Source organism: Microbispora siamensis, from assembly GCF_016863095.1.
Taxonomy (GTDB): Bacteria; Actinomycetota; Actinomycetes; order Streptosporangiales; family Streptosporangiaceae; genus Microbispora; species Microbispora siamensis.
Genome location: NZ_BOOF01000039.1, coordinates 76,112 through 96,019, shown reverse-complemented (window position 1 = coordinate 96,019; position 19,908 = coordinate 76,112). Strand labels below are relative to the sequence as shown.

The following is a 19,908-nucleotide window of genomic DNA, read 5'->3' as shown; positions in this document are numbered from 1 at the left end:
CGCGCCACACTAATGAAATCAGCATTTGTAGGTGAAACTTGCCCTGTCCTGGATCGGCTTTCCGGACGACGTGGGGGACAGGACCCGGAGCGTGGCCGTGCCCTTGAACGACCCCGATCCGGTCACCTTCCAGTGCAGGGGGAGGTCCACCGACGTGTCTCCCGAGGAGATCCGCTGCTCCTGCTCCAGCGGCTTGCGGTCGTCGCTGCGGATCCAGAGGTAGCGGATCGTCCCGGCCTCGCCGTTGGTCGTGACGACGCCGACGAAGTCGGCCTTGCCGTCGCAGTGCACCGTCTTCTTGGGCGCCTTGACGTCGACGTCGCTCACCGCGAGCGGCGCGCCCGGCGTCTGACGCAGCCACAGGATCACCGCCGCGATCAGGATCGCCAGCAGCAGCGTCCCCGCCCACGCCGTCGTACGCCTCCGGCGCCGCCGGGGAGCCGTCTCGCCGGTCTGGGTGGCCGTGATGGCGTTGGAGGTCTGCCCGGCCCGCCAGATCTGCGCCGCGGTGGTCTCGGTGGGCACACCCGGCCCGAACCGCATCATCACGTCGCCGGGGCCGTCCGCCGCACCCGGCAGATCGAGCAGGGTCACCGCCTCCCCGCCGGAAGAGCCGGCCGCCGCGCCGGCGGGGAACTCGGGGGACGCGGGCGCGGAGAAGCCGTGTGCCGCCTGGGCCAGTCGTTCCCTGCCCAGGCCGGGGAACGCGTCGCGCTCGGCGAGCAGGGTGTCTCGCGCGGCGGCCAGCCCATGGGCCGCGGCGGCGGACGCGTGCCGCAGCGCCGCCGCGGCGTGCCCCTGACCGCAGTTCGCGGCGAGCGCGCCGGCGAGCGCGACCCATGCCGCGACGTCCTGCTCCGCGGACGCGTGCTCGCCCCGCAGCGCCCGCAGCAGGCCGCGCTCGGCCAGCAGCACCGAGCCGTCCTCCCCGATCACGACGGTTCCGGCATGCAGCGCGCCGTGGGCCGACCCGGCGGAGTGCACGGCGAGCAGCGTCTGCGCGGTCTCCAGAAGCACGGTCGCCGCGCCGCCCGGGTCCAGGCGGCCGGCGGCCATCAGGTCGGCGACGGCCGGCGTCGCCCGCGAGGTGATCAGCCAGACCTCGTCACGCGCGGCCACCAGGTCGATCACGGGCAGCAGCCCGATCGGGCCGCCTCCCTGGAGACGCACGTCGGTGCCGACCGCCGCGACGAGGCGTTCACGTGCCTCGGCCGTCGCGACGGTCCGGGGATCGAAGCGCAGCACCCCGGACGGCCGCCCGTCGGGGGAGACGGCGTCCGCCCAGGTGCCGACCTCGCTGGGCCGGGTGCGGCCGGTGAGCCGGTGCCCCGCGACCGTCACGCCTTCTCGCATGCTCACATGGCCAGTGTGGCGGGAACGAGGCCGGTCGTCACCAGGCCGGCGCCGGGTGAGAGCGTCAGCGTGGGCGGGTTGTCGGGCGAGGGCTCGGTCGAGGGCTGCGTCGAAGGCTGTGGCGAGGGCTGGGTGGAGGGCTGCGTCGTGGGCGGATTGGAAGTCGGCGTGGGCTTGGGCTGCCTGGTCGTCTGCGGGTTGCCGGGCGGGTCCACCGTGACCGTGGGCTCGTCCGAGGGAACGGGCTTGGGCGACGGCTTCGGCGTGGGCTTGGTGGTGGGTTTGGCCGTGGGTCTGGTCGTGGGCTTGGCGGTCGGCTTCGGCTTCGGCGAGGGGCTGGGCCTGCGGGTCGGCTGGGTCACGGTGGGCTGCACGGCCGGCGTCGGGGACGCGCCCGGCTTGGGGCTGGTGGCCGCCGGGGTGGAGGTGGCCTCCTCAGGCTCCTCGGTGGGGTCGCCGCCGGAGTCGTCCTCGACCTCGATGGACGAGGGGTCGACCGCGGGCGGGCTCGACGTCTCGATCGTCGTCCCGGCCTGCAGGGTCGTGCCGCCGCTCATGGTCTGGACCAGCGCCACCGTTCCGCCCGCGATCACGAGCATCCCGGCGAGGGTGAGACCGATCTTCATGCGGGTCTGGCTCAGCAGCCCGCCGAGCCTCGTCTCGGCCAGCGCGGTGCCGGTCTCCGGGGCCTTCTCCTTCAGCGGGAAGAACGGCACGAGCAGCCCGGCGAGCGCCGCGAGCCTGCGCCGTCCGCGCTCCTCCCAGGCCGGGCCGTACGCGCCGGAGGCGACGGCCTCGAGCGCCCGCAGGAACTCCTCGGCCGACGCGAACCGGTCCTCCGGCCGCTTGGCCATGCCGCGCTCCACGAGGTCGCGCAGCGGAGGCGGCACCTCGTCGATCGGGGGAGGGGTGGCCTGGTGCTGGCGGGCCAGCGCGGCCATGTTCTGCGCCCGGAACGGGCGGCCGCCGGTGAGGCACTCGAAGAAGACGACGGTGGCGGCGTAGACGTCGCTCGCCGGTCCGGCCTTGCCGCCCGACCACTGCTCCGGGGCCATGTACGGCGGCGTCCCCGCCGCCCTGACCCCCTCGCCGGACTGCGCTGCGATGCCGAAGTCGACGAGCTTGCTGGTGCCGTCGGCCTCGACCATGACGTTCTCGGGCTTGTAGTCCCGGTGGACGACGCCGATGGAGTGCGCCGCGGCCAGGCCGAGCAGCGAGCCCTTCAGCACGGTCAGCGCGGCCTCGGGGCCGGTCGGGCCCTCGGAGCGGAGCATCGCGCGCAGCGAGACGCCGTCGATGAGCTCCATGACGATGGCGGCGCCGCGCGCGGTCTCGACGTACTCGTAGAAGCGCGCCGCGTGAGGATTGGGCTCCATGGCGGCGAGCAGGCGGGCCTCGTGCCGGAAACGGGCGACGAAGTGGAGGTCCGTCATCATCTCGTCGGACAGGTACTTGATCGCCACGGGGACGTCGTCGGCGTCGTGCCGTGCGAGCACCACCCGCCCGGCGCCCCCCGTGCCGAGTTCACGGATCTCCGTATAGCCGGGGACGCGCCAGGCGCCCGTCTGGCCGTGCATAACGGTCTGTCTCCTCATCGCCTGGGGCCCCCGCCAAATGACGAGACCGTAGCTTAGTGACGGACCGCCCAATGCGCCGAGAAGTCATGATTTAGTCAGTCGCTCCTGTCAGGAGCGGCGGCCCCGATCCTCGACGTGCGGGGGAACCGGGATGCCGGGCGCGAGGCGGGGGTCGGGCTCGGGAACGCCCCACGACACGGTGAGCGGCAGCACGCCCGCCCAGACGGGCAGGCCGTAGTCCTCCTCGTCGTCCTTCGGCGGCCCCTGCCTGACCTTCACGGACGCCTCCTCCAGGGACAGGGCGACCACGGCGGTGGCGGCCATCTCCTTGCGGTCCGGCAGGCGTACGACGTCCCACTGCCCGGGGGCGAGCTGCTCGGTGATGGCCCGCAGGCCGGCGAGCCGTTCCTCGGGGTCGTCCACCATCCGGGCGAGGCCGTAGACCATCGCGGACCGGTAGTTCACGGAGTGGTGGAACGCGGAGCGCGCCAGCACGATCCCGTCGAGGTGGGTCACGGTGACGCAGACCGGGTTGCCGAGCGCGGCCCGCAGCGAGGTCGCGCCCGTGGAGCCGTGCAGGTAGAGGGTGTCGCCGATCCGCCCGTAGCCGGTGGGGATCACCATGGGGGACCCGCCGGCCAGCACTCCGAGGTGACAGATGAGCCCGGCGTCCAGGATCGCGTACAGGTCGGCGCGGTCCGTGCGGGCGCGGTCCTTCGAGCGGTTAAGGGTGGTACGGGCGGTTGTGGAGAGCATGTCCGTTACGTTAGGTCGAAGTGGACCGGTGGAACACGTCCACTCCGCGCCGATACGGAGAGACCACTTTGCGTCTGACCATCGATGTGCCGCTGGCGGTGGACCGCGCGTCCCCGGTGCCGCTCGCCGTCCAGGTGGCCGGCCAACTGCGGGAGGCCATGCGCACCGGCCGGCTCAGGGCGGGGGAGCGGCTGCCGTCCACGCGGGGCCTCGCCGCCCTGCTGGGGGTCAGCAGGACCGTCGCGACCGACGCGTACCAGCAGTTGTACGCCGAGGGGTGGCTGGACGGGCGGCACGGCTCGGGCACCTACGTGGCCGACGACACCCTGCCGTACGAGAAGCCCGTCGCGCAGGCGGCCAAGGCTCGCGGGGCCGTCCACCGCGCGCCGGCGCCCCCGGGAGTGGTGGACCTGCGGCCGGGCCGTCCGTGGGTGCTCGGGTACGACGAGGCGGCCTGGCGGCGGGCCTGGCGCTCGGCCGGCGAGCTCGCGCTGAACGCGTTCCCCGACCCCTACGGCCATCCGGAGCTGCGTGAACTGCTGGCCGAGCACCTGCGCAGGGCCAGGGCCGTACCGGTGGGCGCGGGGAACGTCATGGTCACCAGGGGCACTGGCAACGGCCTCGACCTGATCGCCGCCACGCTGCTCGGCCCGGGAAGCCGGGCCGGGGTGGAGGAGCCGGGCTGGCGGGCCGCGCGGCGGATCTTCGCCTCCCGGGGCGCGGAGGTGGTGCCCTGCCCGGTGGACGAGCAGGGCGTGATCGTCGAGGCGCTCCCCGACGACCTGCGGGTGCTCTACACCACGCCCGCGCACCAGTTCCCGGTCGGCGGCAGGCTGCCGATCCCGCGCAGGGAGAAGCTGCTCGCCTGGGCGCGCAGGACCGGCGCGATCGTCGTCGAGGACGACTACGACGCCGAGTTCCGCTACGACGTCGCGCCGCTGCCCGCGCTCTACGGGCTCGACCCCGGGCGGGTGGTGCTGCTCGGCACGCTGTCGAAGTCGCTCGGTCCCGACGTCGGGCTCGGCTGGCTGGTCGCCCCCGCCGGCCTGCTCGACGCCGTCGCCGAGCGCCGGATGCACCTCGCCGACCGCACGTCCGGGCCGGTCCAGCGGGCCGTGGCGACCCTGCTGGAACGCGGCGACCTCGACCGGCACCTGCGCAGGATGCGGCTGGAGTACGCCCGCCGGAGGGCGGCCATCGTCGAGGCGCTCGGGCCGTACGTCCGGGGCGACACGGCCGGGCTCCACGTGATGGTCACCCTGCCCGCCGGCGTGGTCCCCGGCCTCGTACGGCAGGCCGGGGAACGCGGCGTGCTCCTGGACACCACCGAACCCCACCACCTCGGGCCGCCTCGGGTGCACGGCCTCGTGCTGGGTTACGGCTCGGCCTCCAGGGCCGACGTACGGCGCGGGTGCGCGGTGATCAGGGAGCTCATACCTCCTGAAGGAGCCTGAGTTCGCTCCTGGGCAGGGGGACCTCCAGGTTGAGCGCCTCCTCGCCGATGATGCGGGCGATGTCGATCGATCCCGGGTCGCCCTCCCGGGTGCCCGGCACCTGGGAGTGGCCGAAGTGGCCGCCCCGCGCCCACAGCCGTTTGCTGCGCTCGGCGGCCAGGGAGTGCGGATAGGGCAGCGGAGGGCCGGCCGGCCAGCGGCGCGGCACCTCCCAGGAGTCGAGCCAGGCCAGGATGTCGTCCAGGCCGTCGAGCTTGGTGTCGGTGAACGGTTCCCTCGCCGAGCCGATGACTTGGATCTGCACGCAGACCCGTCCGTTCCTGCCGCGGTCCGCGGCGAGCCCGCCGCCCGCCCTGGTGGGCGGGAGCAACTGGACGATCTCCCCGGTCACCGGGTTCCACACCAGGTGGGAGGGCCGGCGGAGCTGGATCAGCCGCTGGGCGACGGATCTGGCCGAGACCCCTTGGGGATCGGCGGGCCAGATGAACCAGACGGTCCTCGGGGCTCCTCCGAGCATCGCTCCGGAGTCCCCGGGGGAGGGAAGTCGGCTTGCGCCGGGCAGCCATGCTTGGGCCACAATGCCCCCTCAAATCCTCGGTCGCGTCGTTTTTCCCCTTTCAAACTTCCGCTGACACCTCGCGAATCCTGATTGTTACTGGCGGGTGCCAATCTTCCAACTTTGGTGTAACAACTGGTGATCCTGTGACGGATGCGTCAGGAAGAGGGGGTGGCCGCGGCGTCGCCGGCCGGAGGCGGGCTGTCGCCCGATCCGCCCGACGACCCGCCTGGGGACTCGGTCGTGGGGCGGGACGTGGGACCGGTCGTGGTGTCGGGTGTCGGGTCGGGCACCGGGCCGGCGTCGCCGTTCCCCTCCTGGCCGTCCCAGGCCACCCGGCACGAGGGCCGGCCGGCCGAGGACTGGCCGGCCGTGGACTCGAAGGTCACCACGCCCCTGCCCGCGACGCCGGGATCGACGACGGCGAGCGTGACCCGGCCGCTCGCGCCCGCGCGGAGCCTGCCGTGCCGGGGCGAGACCGCGATCCCGCCCGAGGTGACCGCCGTCCACTCGACCACGGCGTTGCGCGCGGCCAGCGTGATCGACGCGCCCGCGGCCCCGCCCAGGTCTCCGGGGCACAGCGCCGTCAGCGCCGGCCTGGGCGCGCGTGGCGTACGGGTGGGAGACGTGGGAGACGGCCGCGACCGCCCCGAGGGTGCGGTGGTGTGGGGCGGGGCGGTCGCGGCCGATTGGGGGGAACTGTCCGGTGGGGGTGTCTCGTCGCCGGAGGCGGCGGGTGTGGCCGTGGGCGGGTCGCTTTCCTCCGGGCCCAGCGCCAGGTCTTCGGAATCTCCGGGGGCAGGGTTTCCGAGGGCAGGGTTTCCGGGTGCCGCCGTCGGAGGTACGCGTATCGCCTCGAGCCGTTCGGCCGGAGCCTGACCGGAGACCAGCGCGAGCCCGCCGGCCGCGCCGAACACGCAGACGGCGGCGAGCATGACCGGGGCGGTGCGCAGCGGGCGGGAGCGGGCCCGCCCGCGGCCTGTCCGCCCGCGCCCTGTCCGCCCGCGCCCTGTCCGTCCGTGCTCTGTCCGTACGCGCCCTGCTCTCCCGCCGGTGTTCGCCGGGAAACCGCGCCGGTCGAACTCGGCGGTGGCGACAGCGGCGACGGCGGCGGTGGCGGCGGCGCCGTCGCGCCGGTCGGCCTGAAGCGCGGACTCGACCACCCGGCGGCGCAGCGAGAGCGGGGGGAAGGCGACGGGGATCATGTCGAGCAGCCGCTCGGCCGACACGTGCCTGCCCCGCCCCTCGCGGCAGATCTCACAGGCCGCGATGTGCCTGCTCAACCGCTTGCGTACGGGAGGACCGAGGGGACCGTCCTGCCAGGCGGCGCCCACGCCGTGGTCGACTAGGGCCGACAGCTCCGGGCAGTGGGCCCGGCCGACCCTGGCCAGCACGAGGGCCGCGGCGGCGTTCTCCAGGTGATCGCGGGCCCGGGTGAGCCGTGCCGACACCTGCCGGGAGGCGAGCCCGAGGACCGATCCGATCTCGGCAGCCGTCAGGCCGTGCCGTACGGCGAGTTCGAGCACCTCGCGCTCGTGGTCGCCGAGCTCCCCCAGCGCCTCCCGCACCAGCGCGGCGAGCGGCGGGTCCGCGGACTCCTCCACCTCGATGACGGGCCCGGTGACGGGCCCGGCCGATCTCCGGGCGGCGCTGTGGAACCGGGTCAGCGCGTACAGCCACGCCCGCAGCCGGGCCGGTTCCTTCAGCCGGTCCGCGCAGCAGGACGCGGCCACGAGCGCGTCGTGCACCGCCCGCGCCGCCGCGTCGAGGTCGCGCACCAGCGCGTACGCGTAGTCGCTCAGCCGGTCGGCGTAGGCGTCGTACAGCGCGGCCGTGGCCTGGGCGTCGGTGCCGCCCCCGCGCCGCAGCGCCTCCAGCAGTCGGTGGTCGTCGGCTCGCCCGACGCCGGGCCATTCGGGCAACGAACATTCCTCCCCGTGTGACGGAACCTGGTCTCGCCGGTCCCCACACGAGTGGGACGCCGTCCCCTCTGGCGTCGTTTACGGATCACAGGCTCATGCCCAACGGGTATGACCTGCGAAAACAGCGACTCTTGTTACTGGAGTCTGCGAGCGATGCCCTTGAGGAAGATGTTGCGGATCTCCAGGACAGTCTGCGGGAAGTAGGCGGCGCCGCCGGTCGCCTTGGCGATGGAGGTCATCTGCGCCCGGTCCTCGTCCTTCTGCGTGTTGAACGAGATGATCAGGATGCTCACCGGCCGCTTGGGGTCGTAGGCGGCCTTCAGCTTCCGCAGGATCTCGGTGTTGGAGATGCCGCCGTTCGGGTCGTCGTTGCCGACGCCGTCGGTGAACAGCAGGATCGTGTTGACCTTGTCGGGCTCGTACTCCTTGGTCATCTTCTGGTAGGCGGCCCAGAGGGTGTCGTTCAGGCCGGTGTTGCCCGTGGGGATGGCCTTCGCCTGGCGCAGCGCCTGAGCGATCACCTCGCGGCGGGTCACCCCGTTGATCTGCTGGGCCAGCGGCCCGATCTGCACGACGGGCTTCCAGTCGACCCCCTCGCCGCGCAGGTTGTCGGAGAAGGCCCAGATGCCCATCTCGGCCTTGTCCGGGAAGAGCTTCAGGCCCTCGACGGTGAGGTCGCTGATCGCGCGCATCCGCGAGACGCCGGTCTTGTCGGCGGGCAGCGCCATGGTCCCGGAGATGTCAATGAGGGAGAGCAGCCTGGTGCCGAGCTTGATCTGGTGCCACGCCTGCGAGAGGCGGGTGACGGTCGCGGCGTCCGGCAGCGGGATCGCGGCCGGCTTCTTGGCGTTCACGCCGTTGTCGGGCTTCAGCAGGCTGCCGCCCTTGCCGTCGGGCGTGCGGAAGCCGTAGTCCTGGACGGTCTTCCTGCCGTTGGGCGAGGTCACCTCGGTCGCCAGGGCCTGGGCGGCCTTGCGCGTCGTGGCGTCCTTCGCCGTGACGAAGATCGGGTAGTCGAGGCTGACCGTGCCCTCGGCCGGGTAGAGCGCGACCGCCGGGTTCGAGGGGGTCGTCGTCGTGTTGTACGACCACACGGCCTGCTCGGACGTCACGCCCACCGGGATGCGGGCCGCGGCCTTGGTCAGCGTGGCGAACATGCTGTCGGGGGTCGACACGGTCGACTCCGACAACTGGCGGAGCACGCCCACGAGCGTCTCCTCGCTGCCGCCTCCCTGCGTGAGCACGGCGGACCCGGCCAGCAGCGCGCCGAGGCCGGCGGCGTTCTGCGTGGGGTCGAGCGCGAGCACGCGCACCTTCCGCGCCAGGCCGTCGGGGTTGGCGGCGTTCGCCGCGCTCATCAGGCCGGTCCAGCTCGGGCTGAAGGCCGACTGGAGCTTGTCCGCGCCGGTCCTGGAGGCGGCCAGCACGACGGGGGTGCTGGCGGCGTTCCCTGCGGGCTCGGGCGCGTCCTTGAGTCCGCTCAGCCACAGGCTGGAGTCGGGGATCCACAGGTCGGGCTCCAGCTTGCCGCTGGTGGGGCCGGTGCCCGCCATCGCATTGGCGACGTCGGCCGACTCGGCGGCCTTGACCGTGACGGCGACGCACTTGCCGTCGACGGCCCTGCCCGACTTGCCGAACCTGGTGGCGATCTTCTGGACGGCCGGCTGGATGTCGGGCGAGGCGACGACCGAGAGCTTGACCTTCTCGCCGGCGCAGCCCGGGCTCTTGTTCACCACCACGTACGCGGCGACGCCGAGGAGCACGGCCAGGGCGACCGCTCCGGCCAGCGGGACGAACACCGTCCCCCGCCCGGCCCGCCGCCGCGGCGGCGGCGGGGGCTCGTACTGGGGGTCGAAGCCGCCATCGAGTTCGTCAGTGCGGTGTCGTCCGCCCACGGTGCTCTCTCCGGTGTCGACTGGCCGTAACAGGTTTAGGGAACGATACTGGCAAAAGTCATAACTTGCGCCTGGTGTGCGGGAGTGTTCTACCTGGCCGTACGCTGAAGCCCGTGGTCATCCCGGTCGAGGACGCCGCCGATCCGCGCCTGTCGGACTACGTGCGGCTGCGCGACGTCGATCTGCGCAAGAGCGTCGAGAGCGAGCGCGGGCTGTTCGTCGCCGAGGGCGAGAAGGTCATCAGGCGGGCGATCGGCGCGGGCCATCCCGTGCGCTCGGTGCTGACGACGGCGAAGTGGCTCGACGCGCTGGCCGACGTCGTCGGGGACGCCACCGTCTACGTGGTCTCCGACCGGGTGATGGAGGGGATCACCGGCTTCCAGGTTCACCGGGGCGCGCTCGCCGCGATGGAGCGCACCCCGCTTCCCGCCGTCGGCGAACTCCTCACGGGCGCGGGGCCGCGGATCCTCGTCCTGGAGGACCTGGTGGACCACGGCAACGTGGGGGCGATCTTCCGCTGCGCGGCGGCGCTCGGCGTCGGCGCGATCGTGCTGTCGCCGCGCTGCGCCGACCCCCTCTACCGCAGGGCCGTCAAGGTGTCGATGGGGGCGGTGTTCGCGATCCCGTACGCTCGGATGACCGACTGGCACGGCGGCCTGGCGGAGATCAGGGCGGCCGGGTTCCGCCTGCTGGCGCTCACGCCCGATCAGTCGGCCGTGCCGCTGGACAAGGCGCCGCTGTCCGGCCGGGTCGCGCTGATGCTCGGCTCGGAGGGCGACGGGCTGTCGTCCCACTGGCTGCACGAGGCCGACCAGCCCGTCTGCATCCCGATGAGCTCACGGGCGATGGACCTCGGCGTCGACTCCCTCAACGTGGTGGCCGCCGCGGCCATCGCCTGCCACGGCCTGCTCAGGGGAGCGTGACCCCCGCCCCCTCGGAAACAGCCCCCTCGGAGACCCAGTCGAGGAGCTTGCGCGCCGTGGCGAACCTCGCCTTGTCGCTGCGCTCGCCGAGCACGACTCCCACGTACGTGCGCCCGCCCCGGATAGCGGCGAACGACAGGCAGTAGCCGGCCTGGTTGGTGAAGCCGGTCTTCAGCCCCACCGCGCCGTCGTCCAGCAGGTCGTTGGTGTTGCGCCACACGTGCCCCCGGTGGCCGGCCGACTTCCCGACCACCCGCTTGGGCGTCTTGGCGACGGACGCGATCACGGGGTCGCGCAGCGCCGCCAGGGCCAGCGTCGCCTGGTCACGGGCGGTGGAATATCCCTTCGACGGCAGTCCGTCCGGGTTGGTGTAGCGGGTGTCGCGCAGGCCGAGAGCCCGCGCCGCGTCGTTCATCTTGGCGACGAACTTCGTCGTCCCCGGGCCGTACCGCTCGGCCAGGGCGTGGGCGGCGTCCGCGCCCGAGGGGAGCATGAGCCCGTAGAGCAAATCGCGCACTGTGAGCCGCTCGCCCGCCCGCAGGCCCGCCGTCGTGGCCCCGCCGGCCGTCGCGTACCGCACGTCGGCCTTCGTGATCGTCACCACGTCGTCCAGCCGGGCCTGCCGCCGGACCACGTAGGCGGTCATGACCTTGGTCAGGCTCGCGACCGGCACCCGGCGCGTCTCGCGCTTGGCGAACTGGACCGTTCCGTCCGTGGTGTCCACCAGGTAGGCCTCCCTGGCCGTGACCGACGGGCCCTGCGTGGTCTTGGTGGGCGCGGTCTTGATGGGCGCGGCCTGGGCGGGCGCTGCGGCGGTCCCTGCCGTGACGAGGGCGGCGGCCAGCGCGATGATTACCCCGTTACGCATCCCGACATGATCGCACGGCTTCGGGCGCGGCGGGCGCGTCCCCGTTCCGGCCCCTCTTCCGGCGGCGCCGTACGAGGAGGGCGACGGCCAGGGCCACGACGGCGACCGCGGCGACGGCCAGCGCGGGGGACCGGGCCGCCAGCGACAGCCAGGCCCACAGCAGCGAGTAGAGGCCGAAGGAGGTCACCGGCACCCAGGTCAGGCAGCCGAGCGCGCTGGCCACCACGTACCAGCGGTAGTCCACCCGCAGCGCCCCCGCGACCCACGGCAGCGTGTGCCGCAGGCCGGGCACCCAGAAGCAGCCGTACACGGCGAGCGCACCCCACCGGCGCACCACGTTCTCCACGCGCTCGATGCGCTCCCGGCCGATCCTGCGGCCCACGCGCGAGCGGTAGAGCGCCTCGCCGAGCCTGCGGCCGACCCAGTAGTACACCTGGAACGCGCCGAACAGCGCGACCGCGCCGACCGCGACGACCAGCCACAGAGGGAGGCCGAACACGGAGGCGGCCGTAGGGTCTGGGATCCGCACGTGCTCTCACCGCCGGTCATGGGGGCAGTCATTAAGGCAAGCCTCACCTTAGCGCCCCGGATCGCACTGATTGCAAGCCGATGTCAACCGGTGATCAATCCGCCCTTTGTACACCTGAGGGGACGAGAGGCGACGGGTTCGCGTTGAGACAGGGGCCTTCGCGAACTCTCCCTCCCCTTCGCCTCCTGCTCACCTGTCCGCGAGCGCCTCGCGGGCCTCGGCGACCCAGCGGGGCACGCCCACCCGCTCGGCCACGGCCAGCGCCTTGTCGTAGTGGTCGCGGGCCGGCAGGCCGAGCCGTACGGCGAGGTCGCCGAGCGTCTTCGCCACCGGCCACAGGGCGACCACCCCGGTGCCGGCCCCGGCGATGCGGTCGCGGAACGGCGCCAGCTTCTCGTACGCCTCCCGCATCCGGCCCTCGTCGTCCAGCAGCATCCCGGCGAGCGCCCGCCAGATGAGGGCGAGCTCGTAGAGGAAGTCGGTGCGGACCGGTTCCCGGCTCGCGGCGACCACGCGCGCGTCCCTGAGGTGCCCGGCCGAGGCGAGCGCCACGGCGTAGGCGTCCGGCGTCCACTTCGCGCCGCGCTGGTGGGCCTCGCCCAGCGGCTCGGCCATCTCGGCGGCCCGCCCGTCCACCAGGTGCAGGCAGAACGTGGCGATCAACGGGAGGTCCTGGCGGCCTTCGAGCATGCCGGCCCGCGCGGTCAGCCGCGCCGCGTTCCGGTAGGCCCGCTCGGCCCCCGCGTAGTCACCGGTGATCATCAGCCGCTGCCCGGCGTACCACGCGCCGACGGCCGCCGGGGCGGGCAGGGCGTACTGCCGTCCGAGGCGTTCGGCCTGCGCGAGGTGCTCGTCGGCCTCGGCGAAGTCGCCGCGGGCCGCCGCGCACTCCAGCAGTACGAGGTGCGCCAGCGTCTGCACCGCGATCTGGCCCGACTCCGCCCCGACCCGCAGCAGCTCACGGCCGATGGTCTCGCGCTCGTCGACCTGCGTCAGCGTGTACGACTGCCGCAGCCGGCCGCTCAGCGCCATCGCCAGCAGCGCGGGGTCACCGCTCGACCGAGCCAGCTCCTCGGCCTCCAGCGACGCCTGGTAACCGCGCTCGGTGGCCGACCCCTCCAGCTCCAGGGCCAGCGTCGCGAGCAGGCTGGCCCGCAGCGACTGCTCGCCCTCCGGCAGCTCGACCAGGGCCTTCTCGGTGACGTCGACGATCTCCCAGGCCGTGCGCGTGAAGTCGCGGGCGATCCCCTTGTGCGGCACCGCGAGCGCCGCCGCGACCCGGGCGGTCAGCTCCAGATCGCCGAGGGGGAGCGCGACCGACATCGCCTCCCCCCGGTGCGCGCGGGCGGCGGTCATGTCCCCGCACAGCGCCAGCGCCCTGATCATCCGCAGCTGAAGCTCCAGCCGGTCGCGCACCGATCCACCGCCCGCGTGCGCCCGGCCTGTGTGAGCACGGTCGAAGGCGGCGATGGCCTGCTGCCAGAGCGTCGCGGCCTCCCGGTGGGCGAACCTGCGCTCGGCCTGCTCGGCCGCCAGCCCGGCGTACCGTACGGCCTTCGCGGCGGTCTCCACCGTGCCCGCCGCGTCGTAGTGATGGGCCAGCGCGGCCACGTCGTTCGGGCTGCGCTGCTCGATCACGGAGGCGACCGCGGCGTGCAGGCGCGAGCGGCGCAGCCGGGAGGCGTCCGAGTAGATCGTGTCCCTGACCAGGTCGTGGTCGAACCTCAGCAGGCCGGGGCCCGGCTCGGTCACCAGCCCGGCGAGCAGGGCCGCCTCGACCGCGTCCACCACGGCGTCCTCGTCGCCGGACACGTCGACCAGGACGTCCACGTCCACGTCGCGGCCGATCACGGCGGCCTGCAGCAACACCTGCTGGGCCCGCTCGGGCAACCGGGCGATGCGCCGCCGCAGCACGTCGCGCACGCCCGAGGGCACCTCGGAGATGTCGGCCTCGGCCTCGAACAGCCGGGCCGTCTCCTTGACGAAGAACGGGTTGCCCCCGGCCCGCTCGACGATCGTGCTGACGACCTCGTCGTCCACCTCGCGCACGCAGGTGGCCCGGACGAGCTCCGCCACCGCGGCGTCGTCGAGGCCGCCGAGCCCCACGCGTACGGGGTCGAGCCTGGCCAGCGCGGCCAGCACGTCCTGCTGCTGGTCGTTGAGTTCGCCGTCGCGGCAGGTCACCACGACGAGCACGCGGCTGGCCGCGAGCAGGCTGGGCAGCGCGCGCAGCAGCGCGAGCGTCTGGTCGTCTGCCCAGTGCAGGTCCTCCAGGAGGATCAGCAGCGGGGCCTCGCGCGCCACGGCCGACAGGTAGCCGCCGACGGCCCGGTGCAGCCGGAAGCCGCCGGACGCCTCGTCGTCGGCGCTCGTCGATCGGCTTCCGGCGGCGGCGTCGTCGAGCAGCGGCGCGAGCAGCGCGGCGTACTCGCCCGCGCCCCTGCGGGCGACCAGGGCGCGCAGCACCTCGACCCAGGCCCAGCCGGGTGGGGTCGCCGTGCTGTCGGGGCAGCCTCCGGTCGCCCCTATCCAGCCGTCGCCCTCCAGTCGCTCGAACAGCCGCCGCACCAGCGTCGTCTTCCCAGCGCCGGGATCTCCGCTGATCACGGCGACGGTGAACCGGCCCGCCTGGGCGCGGGGCACGGCGGCGGCGAGCGCGGCCAGTTCGGCGTCGCGGCCGACGAACGGCTCGGGTTCCAGGGGCGGGGCGTCGCCGGTGGCGAGCGGCCGGGGCGGCCAGGTCGCGCTGATCTCGGCGGGCCGCCGGGGCGCGGGCAGCACGAGGTCGAGCCCGGGGTCCTGGGCCAGGATGTCCGACTCCAGCTTCCGCAGCGCCGGCCCGGGGTCGATGCCCAGCTCGTCGGACAGGATCGTGCGGGCCCGGCGCAGTGCGGCGAGCGCGTCGCCCTGCCGCCCGCACCGGTACAGGCCGAGCGCGAGCAGCCGCCAGCCCTCCTCGCGCAGGGCGTGCTCGGTGGTCAGCGCCTCCAGGTCGGGCACGGTCTCGGCGTGCAGGCCCATCCGCAGCCCGGCGTCGGCGTGCCGCTCCCTGGCCACCAGGCGCAGCTCGCTCAGCCGCGCCACCTCCGCCTCCGCCCAGGACTGGTCGGCGAAGTCCGAGTACGGCGTGCCCTGCCAGAGCGCGAGCGCCGAGTCCAGCCGGGCCCGGGCGGCCTGCGGGCTCTCCTCCAGCCGCTCTCCGGCCGAGCGGACCATGGCCTCGAAGCGCAGCGCGTCCACCTGTTCGGGGGCGGCGCGCAGGGCGTACCCCGACGCGACGGTCACGAGCAGGCGGTTGGGCCCGCCGCGCGGGCGGTTCGGCTCGAGCACGCGGCGCAGCCGGGAGATGTAGACCTGTAACCCCGACTGGGCGCCCTTGGCGGTGTCGTCGTCCCACAGGTCGAACAGCAGGGTGTCCACGGGCACGACCTGGCCGCGCGCCACGAGCAGGCGGGCCAGCACCGCGCGCTGCCGCAGCCCGCCGAGGTCGAGCTCGTCGGCGCCGGCGTGCGCCCCCACCGGTCCGAGGACCCGGAACGACACCGGGCTCGTCGGCGGGCTCATCGGGCGCACCTCCGCTGTCGTGCGTCGTGCCTGCCGGCCGCCGCTGGTCGTCCTATCTCAGGCGTCACCGTATGCGCGCCCGCGAAGGGGCACAAGGCATTCACCAACCCGGACACCCTCACCTTCTCGCCCCGCGAGTGTAGGAGATCGGCAGGGTGACCCGCAGTTGATCAGCGGACGCGGGTGCGGTGCGGGGAGGCGGCCGATCCCGCCTCCGCGGCTGCGGCGCGGGTCTCCCGCCTGCGCAGCAGGGCCCATCCGCCGAGCGCGAGCCCGCCCCACGGGATCTCGATGGTGTAGGTCCAGAAGCCGAACAGCACGGCGGCCGCGGTGGCCCCGCCGGCGGGCTGGCCGAACGCCCCGATCAGCAGCGTGGCGACGCCCCCCTCCATGATCCCCGCCCCGCTGGGCGTGACGAGGGCGCTGGTGAGGACGCGGCTCAGCGCGAAGACGGCGACGGTCTCGGCCGGTCCCGGATAGGAGTCGGTGGCGACCAGGCAGGCGGCCATGATCAGGCACTGCAGGACGAGGAAGGCGACCATCCCGAGCGACAGGCCCGCCCACCGGCTGTGGATGATGTCGGCCGTGTCCCTGCGCAGCCGTTCGATCGCCGCCGACGCCGCGTGCTCCGCCGGGCGGAACCGCGAGGGCGCGAGCCGTACGATCCCGTCGAGGACGCGGCCGAGGACGGCGGCGGCGCGGTCCCAGTACAGCGCCGTGGCGACGACGGCGACGAGGACGAGGATCGAGACGGCCCCGACCCAGCCCGCGTTGGCGACCGTGGGATTGGTGGCCTTGCCCGCGATCAGCAGGCACAGGATCCCCACGGCGGGCAGGATGAACCGGAACAGCGAGTTCCAGATGCCGGTGACCAGCGTGTAGACCACGATCGGCCGGTTGGCGAAGCCCCAGCCGCGGGTCATGCCGAACGTCAGGGCCACGCCCGCCGCCCCGCCGAACGGCAGCAGGTTGCTGACCGCGCTTCCCGCCGCGTTGAGCGTGAGCGCCTGCATGTGCGTGAGGCCGGGCAGCGCGGAGGTCATCACGAACGTGTACGCCCACAGGCTCGCCAGCCACAGGACGGTCATCAGCGCGATCATCTGCCACCCGAGACCGCCGAACTGGTGGCCGATCTCGGTCCAGCTCACGGTGGCGCCGGTCAGCGTGTGCACGATCTCCGGGAGATAGAGCACCAGCGCCGCGGCCAGCCCGAGCGACACCACAGACAGCGCGATCTGCAGCCACTTCCTGTTCACCCGCGTACGCCCCCAGTCCGGTGTCGGTCCTCTCCAGTCTGCCGGGCCTCCGGGGCGGCCGTATCCTCCTGGCGGAGGATCACGACCCTTAAGGGAGTGTCTGCGGGCTGCCGTCGAACGGATGCCGCAGGCGAGTGCCTCGGGGCAGGCCGCGGCGTACGTACCACTCGGTGCCGAAGACGAAGCGGTAGGCGAATCCGGGGATCTTCAGCATCGCTCCCAGCGTCCGGTCGCCGTCGCCGCCGGTGGCCTGGGTGGCGTGGGCCGCCATCGCCGCCCGCTTCGCCTTGGCGTACTTGCGCACGTTGACCCGGTGCGTGATCGCGTCCCGGGGCGAGTAGGCGCGTTCGAAGCTCCGCACGTCGATCGCCGGGTAGAACCGGGAGGCCAGCCGTACGCCCCTGAGCAGCAGGTCGCGGTCGACCGTCGCCTCCAGCACGATGGGCGTCCCGGCGATCTCGGCGGCCCGGCTGCCGACCCGGTAGACCTGCACGTGGTCGGGGTGGCCGTAGCCGCCGGCCGGGTCGTAGATCGTGAGCAGGTCGGCCGTCTCCTCCTTGAGCACCGCGGCCAGCCGTTGCGCCGCCTCCTCGATGTCGGCGTCGATGAACGCGTTGTCCGGCCGGTCGTCGGCCACGCCGCCGTCGATCGCCAGGCCGGAGTCGCCGTAGCCGAGCAGCATGACCCGGGCGCAGCCCAGGGCCGCGGCCGAGCGGTGCAGTTCGTCCATGCGGGCCCTGCCCAGTTCCTCGCCGTGCGGGAGGTCGGCGAGGCCGCGCTCGCCGGCCGTCGCGACGACGAGCACCACGCGGTGCCCCTCGTTGGCCAGCATGGCCATGGTCCCGGCGGTCAGCAGCGCCTCGTCGTCGGGATGGGCGTGGAAGAACACCGCCGTCCTCATCGCGCCCCACGGAACGTCGTCATCGCGTGCTCCACTCGTCTGCGCCGCCGGTTCCGCCCATGATCCCACGTGGCCCGGGTCGCGTGACGCCGCCCTCCCCGTGAGCAGTCCGAATGGGCGTGCGGTTTGATGGGCGTGGCGCGCTCTGACACGCTGACCCGGTGAGGATTCTTCACGTCAGCGACTGCTACCTGCCACGGCTCGGAGGGATCGAGGTGCAGGTCGCCGACCTCGTCAGGGCTCAGCGTGAGGCGGGCCACACGGTCGAGGTGGTGACGGCGACCCCGGGGGAGCGGCTGCCCGGAGTGCACCGGGTGGTCGCGAACCTCCCGTTCGACCTGCCGGTCCATCCGCGCGGCACGCAGCACCTGCTCCGGATCATGACGAGCGGACGGTTCGACGTGGTGCACGTCCACACGGGGGCGGTCTCGCCGTTCGCGTGGATGGGAGTGCGCGCGGCGGTCCGGGCCGGGCTCCCGGTGGTCGCGACCGTCCACAGCATGTGGGACCCGGTCACCCGGGGCGTCTACCGGGCGCTGCAGGCGGCCTTCGAGTGGCGGCGCTGGGGCCTGGTCCTCACCGCCGTCAGCGAGGCCGCCGCGCGCCCCATCCGCGCCGTCGCCGGACCCCGGGTGCCCGTGCAGGTGGTGTCGAACGGCCTTGACGTGACCTCGTGGCGGCCCGAGCCCGGCGCCGTACGGGACGCCGGGGACGAGACGGTGCATGTGGTGGCGGTGGGCAGGCTGGCGCCGCGCAAGCAGCCGTTGCGGCTGCTCAAGCTGATGGAGACGGCGCGCAACCGGGTGCCGAGGGACATCGCGATGCGCGCGACGATCGTGGGCGACGGCCCCGCTCGCGGGCGCATGGAGCGCTACCTGCGGGCGCGCCGGATGGGGTGGGTGTCCCTGCCGGGCAGGTACAGCCGGGAGCAGATCAAGGATCTGCTGGCCGTGGCCGACGTGTTCGTGGCCCCGGCCCCGCGCGAGTCGTTCGGCCTGGCCGCGCTGGAGGCTCGCGCGGCCGGCGTGCCGGTGGTCGCGCGGGCGCAGAGCGGCGTGGCCGACTTCGTCAGGCCGGGCAAGGAGGGCCTGCTGGGCCGCACGTTCGACGACCTCGTCGCCTCGGTCGTGCGGCTGGCTCGCGACTCCGCCCTGCGTCAGTCGATCGCCGAGCACAACAGGGAGACGGAGCCGGTCCGGTGCTCCTGGCCCGCCGTGCTCGAGGGCTTCGCCCACTGCTACGAGCTGGCCAGGAACTGATCCGGGCCACCGGGGTCTAGTAGGGGAGGACCCTTCCCGAGGGGGTGCGCAGGTCGACCGGGGCGGGAGTTCTCGGTGGCCGCGGTCGCGGCACGATCTGCACCTTCTTCATCGGGGCCCTCCTTTCGGCGGTGTCCGTCAGCTGGTGCCGTCATGATTCCCATGAATTGGCCGAAATTATCCTCCGCGCGTCAGTTCTTGTTCTTGTAACGTGCGCTTCTCGGTCACCCGGGCGTCGCAGGCGGCCGTCGGAGCTACTCGCAGGCCGTGGTCCTGTCCGCGCCCGGGCCGCCGTTGCAGTCGTCGGTGCCGGCCCCGCCGTTGAGGCCGTCGCGGCCGCTGCCCCCGTTCAACTCGTCGTTGCCGGCGTTGCCGCTCAGGTCGTCGTCGCCCGCGCCGCCGTTGAGCTCGTCGTCGCCCGCGCCCCCGCGCAGTTCGTCGTCCCCGGGGCCGCCGTTGACCTCGTCGTTTCCGGCGTCACCGCGTACGTCGTCCGCGCCCTTGCCGCCGTCGAGGGTGTCGTCGTCGTTTCCGCCGCGCAACACGTCGTCGCCCGCCTCGCCGCGCAGGCGGTCGTTGCCGTCCCCGCCGCGCAGGTCGTCGTCGCCCCCGCCGCCGCGCAGGTCGTCCCTGCCGCGCCCGCCCCTGAGCTCGTCGTCGCCGTCGCCGCCGTACACCACGGTGGGCAGGGGGACGTTGATGTCCGCCGCGATGACGACGACGTCGTCCCCGTCGCCGGCCACGACCTTGATCTTCTTGATCACGTTGCCCACCAGGACGGCCTCCCCGTTGCGGGGATCGGGGCTGCAGCCCTTGATCGGGCCCGCCTCGTCCTGGACCGCCAGGGAGTAGCCGGTGAGCCCGGGCGCCTGGACGGTCACCTCGTTGGCCACCCCCGGCGTCGCCGTGTAGATGAGCGTGGCCTGGGAGACCGTGCACGTGCCGGCGTAGGCGGGCTCGGCCGCCGCGGCGCCGGCCGGGGGAAAGGCGAGCGCCAGCACCGCCGCCGGTGCCACGAGCAGCCGTCGGCGTGCGAACAGATGGGTGGTCATCGGGGAGTCCCTTCACGAACCGGGGCAAAGTGAACCTCAGGGT

At 73.6% G+C, this 19,908-nt stretch carries 15 protein-coding genes; 3 read left to right on the top strand and 12 right to left on the bottom strand.

The genetic code is table 11. The features are described 5' to 3' along the window. Window positions 1-18 precede the first annotated feature (18 nt). From Msi02_RS30395 to Msi02_RS30385, 3 genes are all read right to left on the bottom strand, one after another. Window positions 19-1,359 (bottom strand): protein kinase family protein, encoded by a 1,341-nt coding sequence (locus Msi02_RS30395; protein WP_204051404.1) that lies wholly within the window; start codon window positions 1,357-1,359, stop codon window positions 19-21. Then, window positions 1,356-2,930, bottom strand: a complete 1,575-nt coding sequence (locus Msi02_RS44055; protein ID WP_204051403.1) for a serine/threonine protein kinase — start codon at window positions 2,928-2,930, stop codon at window positions 1,356-1,358. The genes Msi02_RS30395 and Msi02_RS44055 overlap by 4 nt, the downstream gene beginning before the upstream one ends. Window positions 2,931-3,038: 108 nt before the next feature. Further along, window positions 3,039-3,686, bottom strand: a complete 648-nt coding sequence (locus Msi02_RS30385) for a pyridoxamine 5'-phosphate oxidase family protein (RefSeq protein ID WP_204051402.1) — start codon at window positions 3,684-3,686, stop codon at window positions 3,039-3,041. 68 nt (window positions 3,687-3,754) lie between these two features. Between Msi02_RS30385 and pdxR the strand changes: the two genes are divergently transcribed. Next, window positions 3,755-5,140, top strand: a complete 1,386-nt coding sequence (gene pdxR, locus Msi02_RS30380) for a MocR-like pyridoxine biosynthesis transcription factor PdxR (RefSeq protein ID WP_204051401.1) — start codon at window positions 3,755-3,757, stop codon at window positions 5,138-5,140. On the opposite strand, the gene Msi02_RS30375 is transcribed toward pdxR, so the two are convergent. The 3 genes from Msi02_RS30375 to Msi02_RS30365 form a co-directional block, all read right to left on the bottom strand. Further along, entirely contained in the window at window positions 5,118-5,657 is a 540-nt protein-coding gene (locus tag Msi02_RS30375; protein WP_079320330.1) for a hypothetical protein, read from the bottom strand. The two genes, pdxR and Msi02_RS30375, sit on opposite strands and share 23 nt — an antisense overlap. 197 nt (window positions 5,658-5,854) lie before the next feature. Continuing rightward, window positions 5,855-7,618, bottom strand: coding sequence for a sigma-70 family RNA polymerase sigma factor (locus Msi02_RS30370; protein ID WP_204051400.1), 1,764 nt, complete (start codon window positions 7,616-7,618; stop codon window positions 5,855-5,857). Window positions 7,619-7,752: 134 nt separating this feature from the next. Then, window positions 7,753-9,513, bottom strand: a complete 1,761-nt coding sequence (locus Msi02_RS30365; RefSeq protein ID WP_239108822.1) for a substrate-binding and VWA domain-containing protein — start codon at window positions 9,511-9,513, stop codon at window positions 7,753-7,755. Between the two features lie 113 nt (window positions 9,514-9,626). Here Msi02_RS30365 and Msi02_RS30360 point away from each other — a divergent pair, with 113 nt between their 5' ends. Then, window positions 9,627-10,436: a TrmH family RNA methyltransferase gene (locus Msi02_RS30360; protein WP_204051399.1), complete on the top strand. Its 810-nt coding sequence runs from the start codon at window positions 9,627-9,629 to the stop codon at window positions 10,434-10,436. Here the strand turns inward: Msi02_RS30360 and Msi02_RS30355 are convergent. The 5 genes from Msi02_RS30355 to Msi02_RS30335 all read right to left on the bottom strand — a co-directional run bounded on the left by Msi02_RS30355 (window position 10,423) and on the right by Msi02_RS30335 (window position 17,554). After that, complete coding sequence (locus Msi02_RS30355) at window positions 10,423-11,304, bottom strand: D-alanyl-D-alanine carboxypeptidase family protein (RefSeq protein WP_204051398.1); 882 nt, start codon at window positions 11,302-11,304, stop codon at window positions 10,423-10,425. The two genes, Msi02_RS30360 and Msi02_RS30355, sit on opposite strands and share 14 nt — an antisense overlap. Further along, the gene (locus tag Msi02_RS30350; protein ID WP_239108821.1) at window positions 11,297-11,803 is read right to left on the bottom strand and encodes a DedA family protein; all 507 of its coding nucleotides are present in this window, start codon (window positions 11,801-11,803) and stop codon (window positions 11,297-11,299) included. Before Msi02_RS30350 ends, Msi02_RS30355 begins: the two co-directional genes overlap by 8 nt. A gap of 219 nt (window positions 11,804-12,022) precedes the next feature. Then, window positions 12,023-15,397 (bottom strand): ATP-binding protein, encoded by a 3,375-nt coding sequence (locus Msi02_RS30345; RefSeq protein WP_204051396.1) that lies wholly within the window; start codon window positions 15,395-15,397, stop codon window positions 12,023-12,025. 170 nt (window positions 15,398-15,567) lie between these two features. Continuing rightward, window positions 15,568-16,653 (bottom strand): lysylphosphatidylglycerol synthase domain-containing protein, encoded by a 1,086-nt coding sequence (locus Msi02_RS30340; protein WP_204051395.1) that lies wholly within the window; start codon window positions 16,651-16,653, stop codon window positions 15,568-15,570. 88 nt (window positions 16,654-16,741) lie between these two features. Continuing rightward, the gene (locus Msi02_RS30335; protein WP_239108820.1) at window positions 16,742-17,554 is read right to left on the bottom strand and encodes a PIG-L deacetylase family protein; all 813 of its coding nucleotides are present in this window, start codon (window positions 17,552-17,554) and stop codon (window positions 16,742-16,744) included. 161 nt (window positions 17,555-17,715) lie between these two features. Between Msi02_RS30335 and Msi02_RS30330 the strand changes: the two genes are divergently transcribed. Continuing rightward, entirely contained in the window at window positions 17,716-18,813 is a 1,098-nt protein-coding gene (locus Msi02_RS30330; protein WP_204051394.1) for a glycosyltransferase family 4 protein, read from the top strand. A 254-nt stretch (window positions 18,814-19,067) separates the two neighbouring features. On the opposite strand, the gene Msi02_RS30325 is transcribed toward Msi02_RS30330, so the two are convergent. Next, complete coding sequence (locus Msi02_RS30325; RefSeq protein WP_204051393.1) at window positions 19,068-19,865, bottom strand: calcium-binding protein; 798 nt, start codon at window positions 19,863-19,865, stop codon at window positions 19,068-19,070. Window positions 19,866-19,908 lie beyond the last annotated feature (43 nt).

Bases quoted from the DNA above. Each gene is read 5' to 3' on its own strand.
- Msi02_RS44055 (WP_204051403.1), bottom strand. From the start codon at position 2,930: ATGCACGGCCAGACGGGCGCCTGGCGCGTCCCCGGCTATACGGAGATC.
- Msi02_RS30385 (WP_204051402.1), bottom strand. From the start codon at position 3,686: ATGCTCTCCACAACCGCCCGTACCACCCTTAACCGCTCGAAGGACCGC.
- Msi02_RS30375 (WP_079320330.1), bottom strand. From the start codon at position 5,657: ATGCTCGGAGGAGCCCCGAGGACCGTCTGGTTCATCTGGCCCGCCGAT.
- Msi02_RS30355 (WP_204051398.1), bottom strand. From the start codon at position 11,304: ATGCGTAACGGGGTAATCATCGCGCTGGCCGCCGCCCTCGTCACGGCA.
- Msi02_RS30345 (WP_204051396.1), bottom strand. From the start codon at position 15,397: ATGAGCCCGCCGACGAGCCCGGTGTCGTTCCGGGTCCTCGGACCGGTG.
- Msi02_RS30335 (WP_239108820.1), bottom strand. From the start codon at position 17,554: ATGAGGACGGCGGTGTTCTTCCACGCCCATCCCGACGACGAGGCGCTG.
- Msi02_RS30325 (WP_204051393.1), bottom strand. From the start codon at position 19,865: ATGACCACCCATCTGTTCGCACGCCGACGGCTGCTCGTGGCACCGGCG.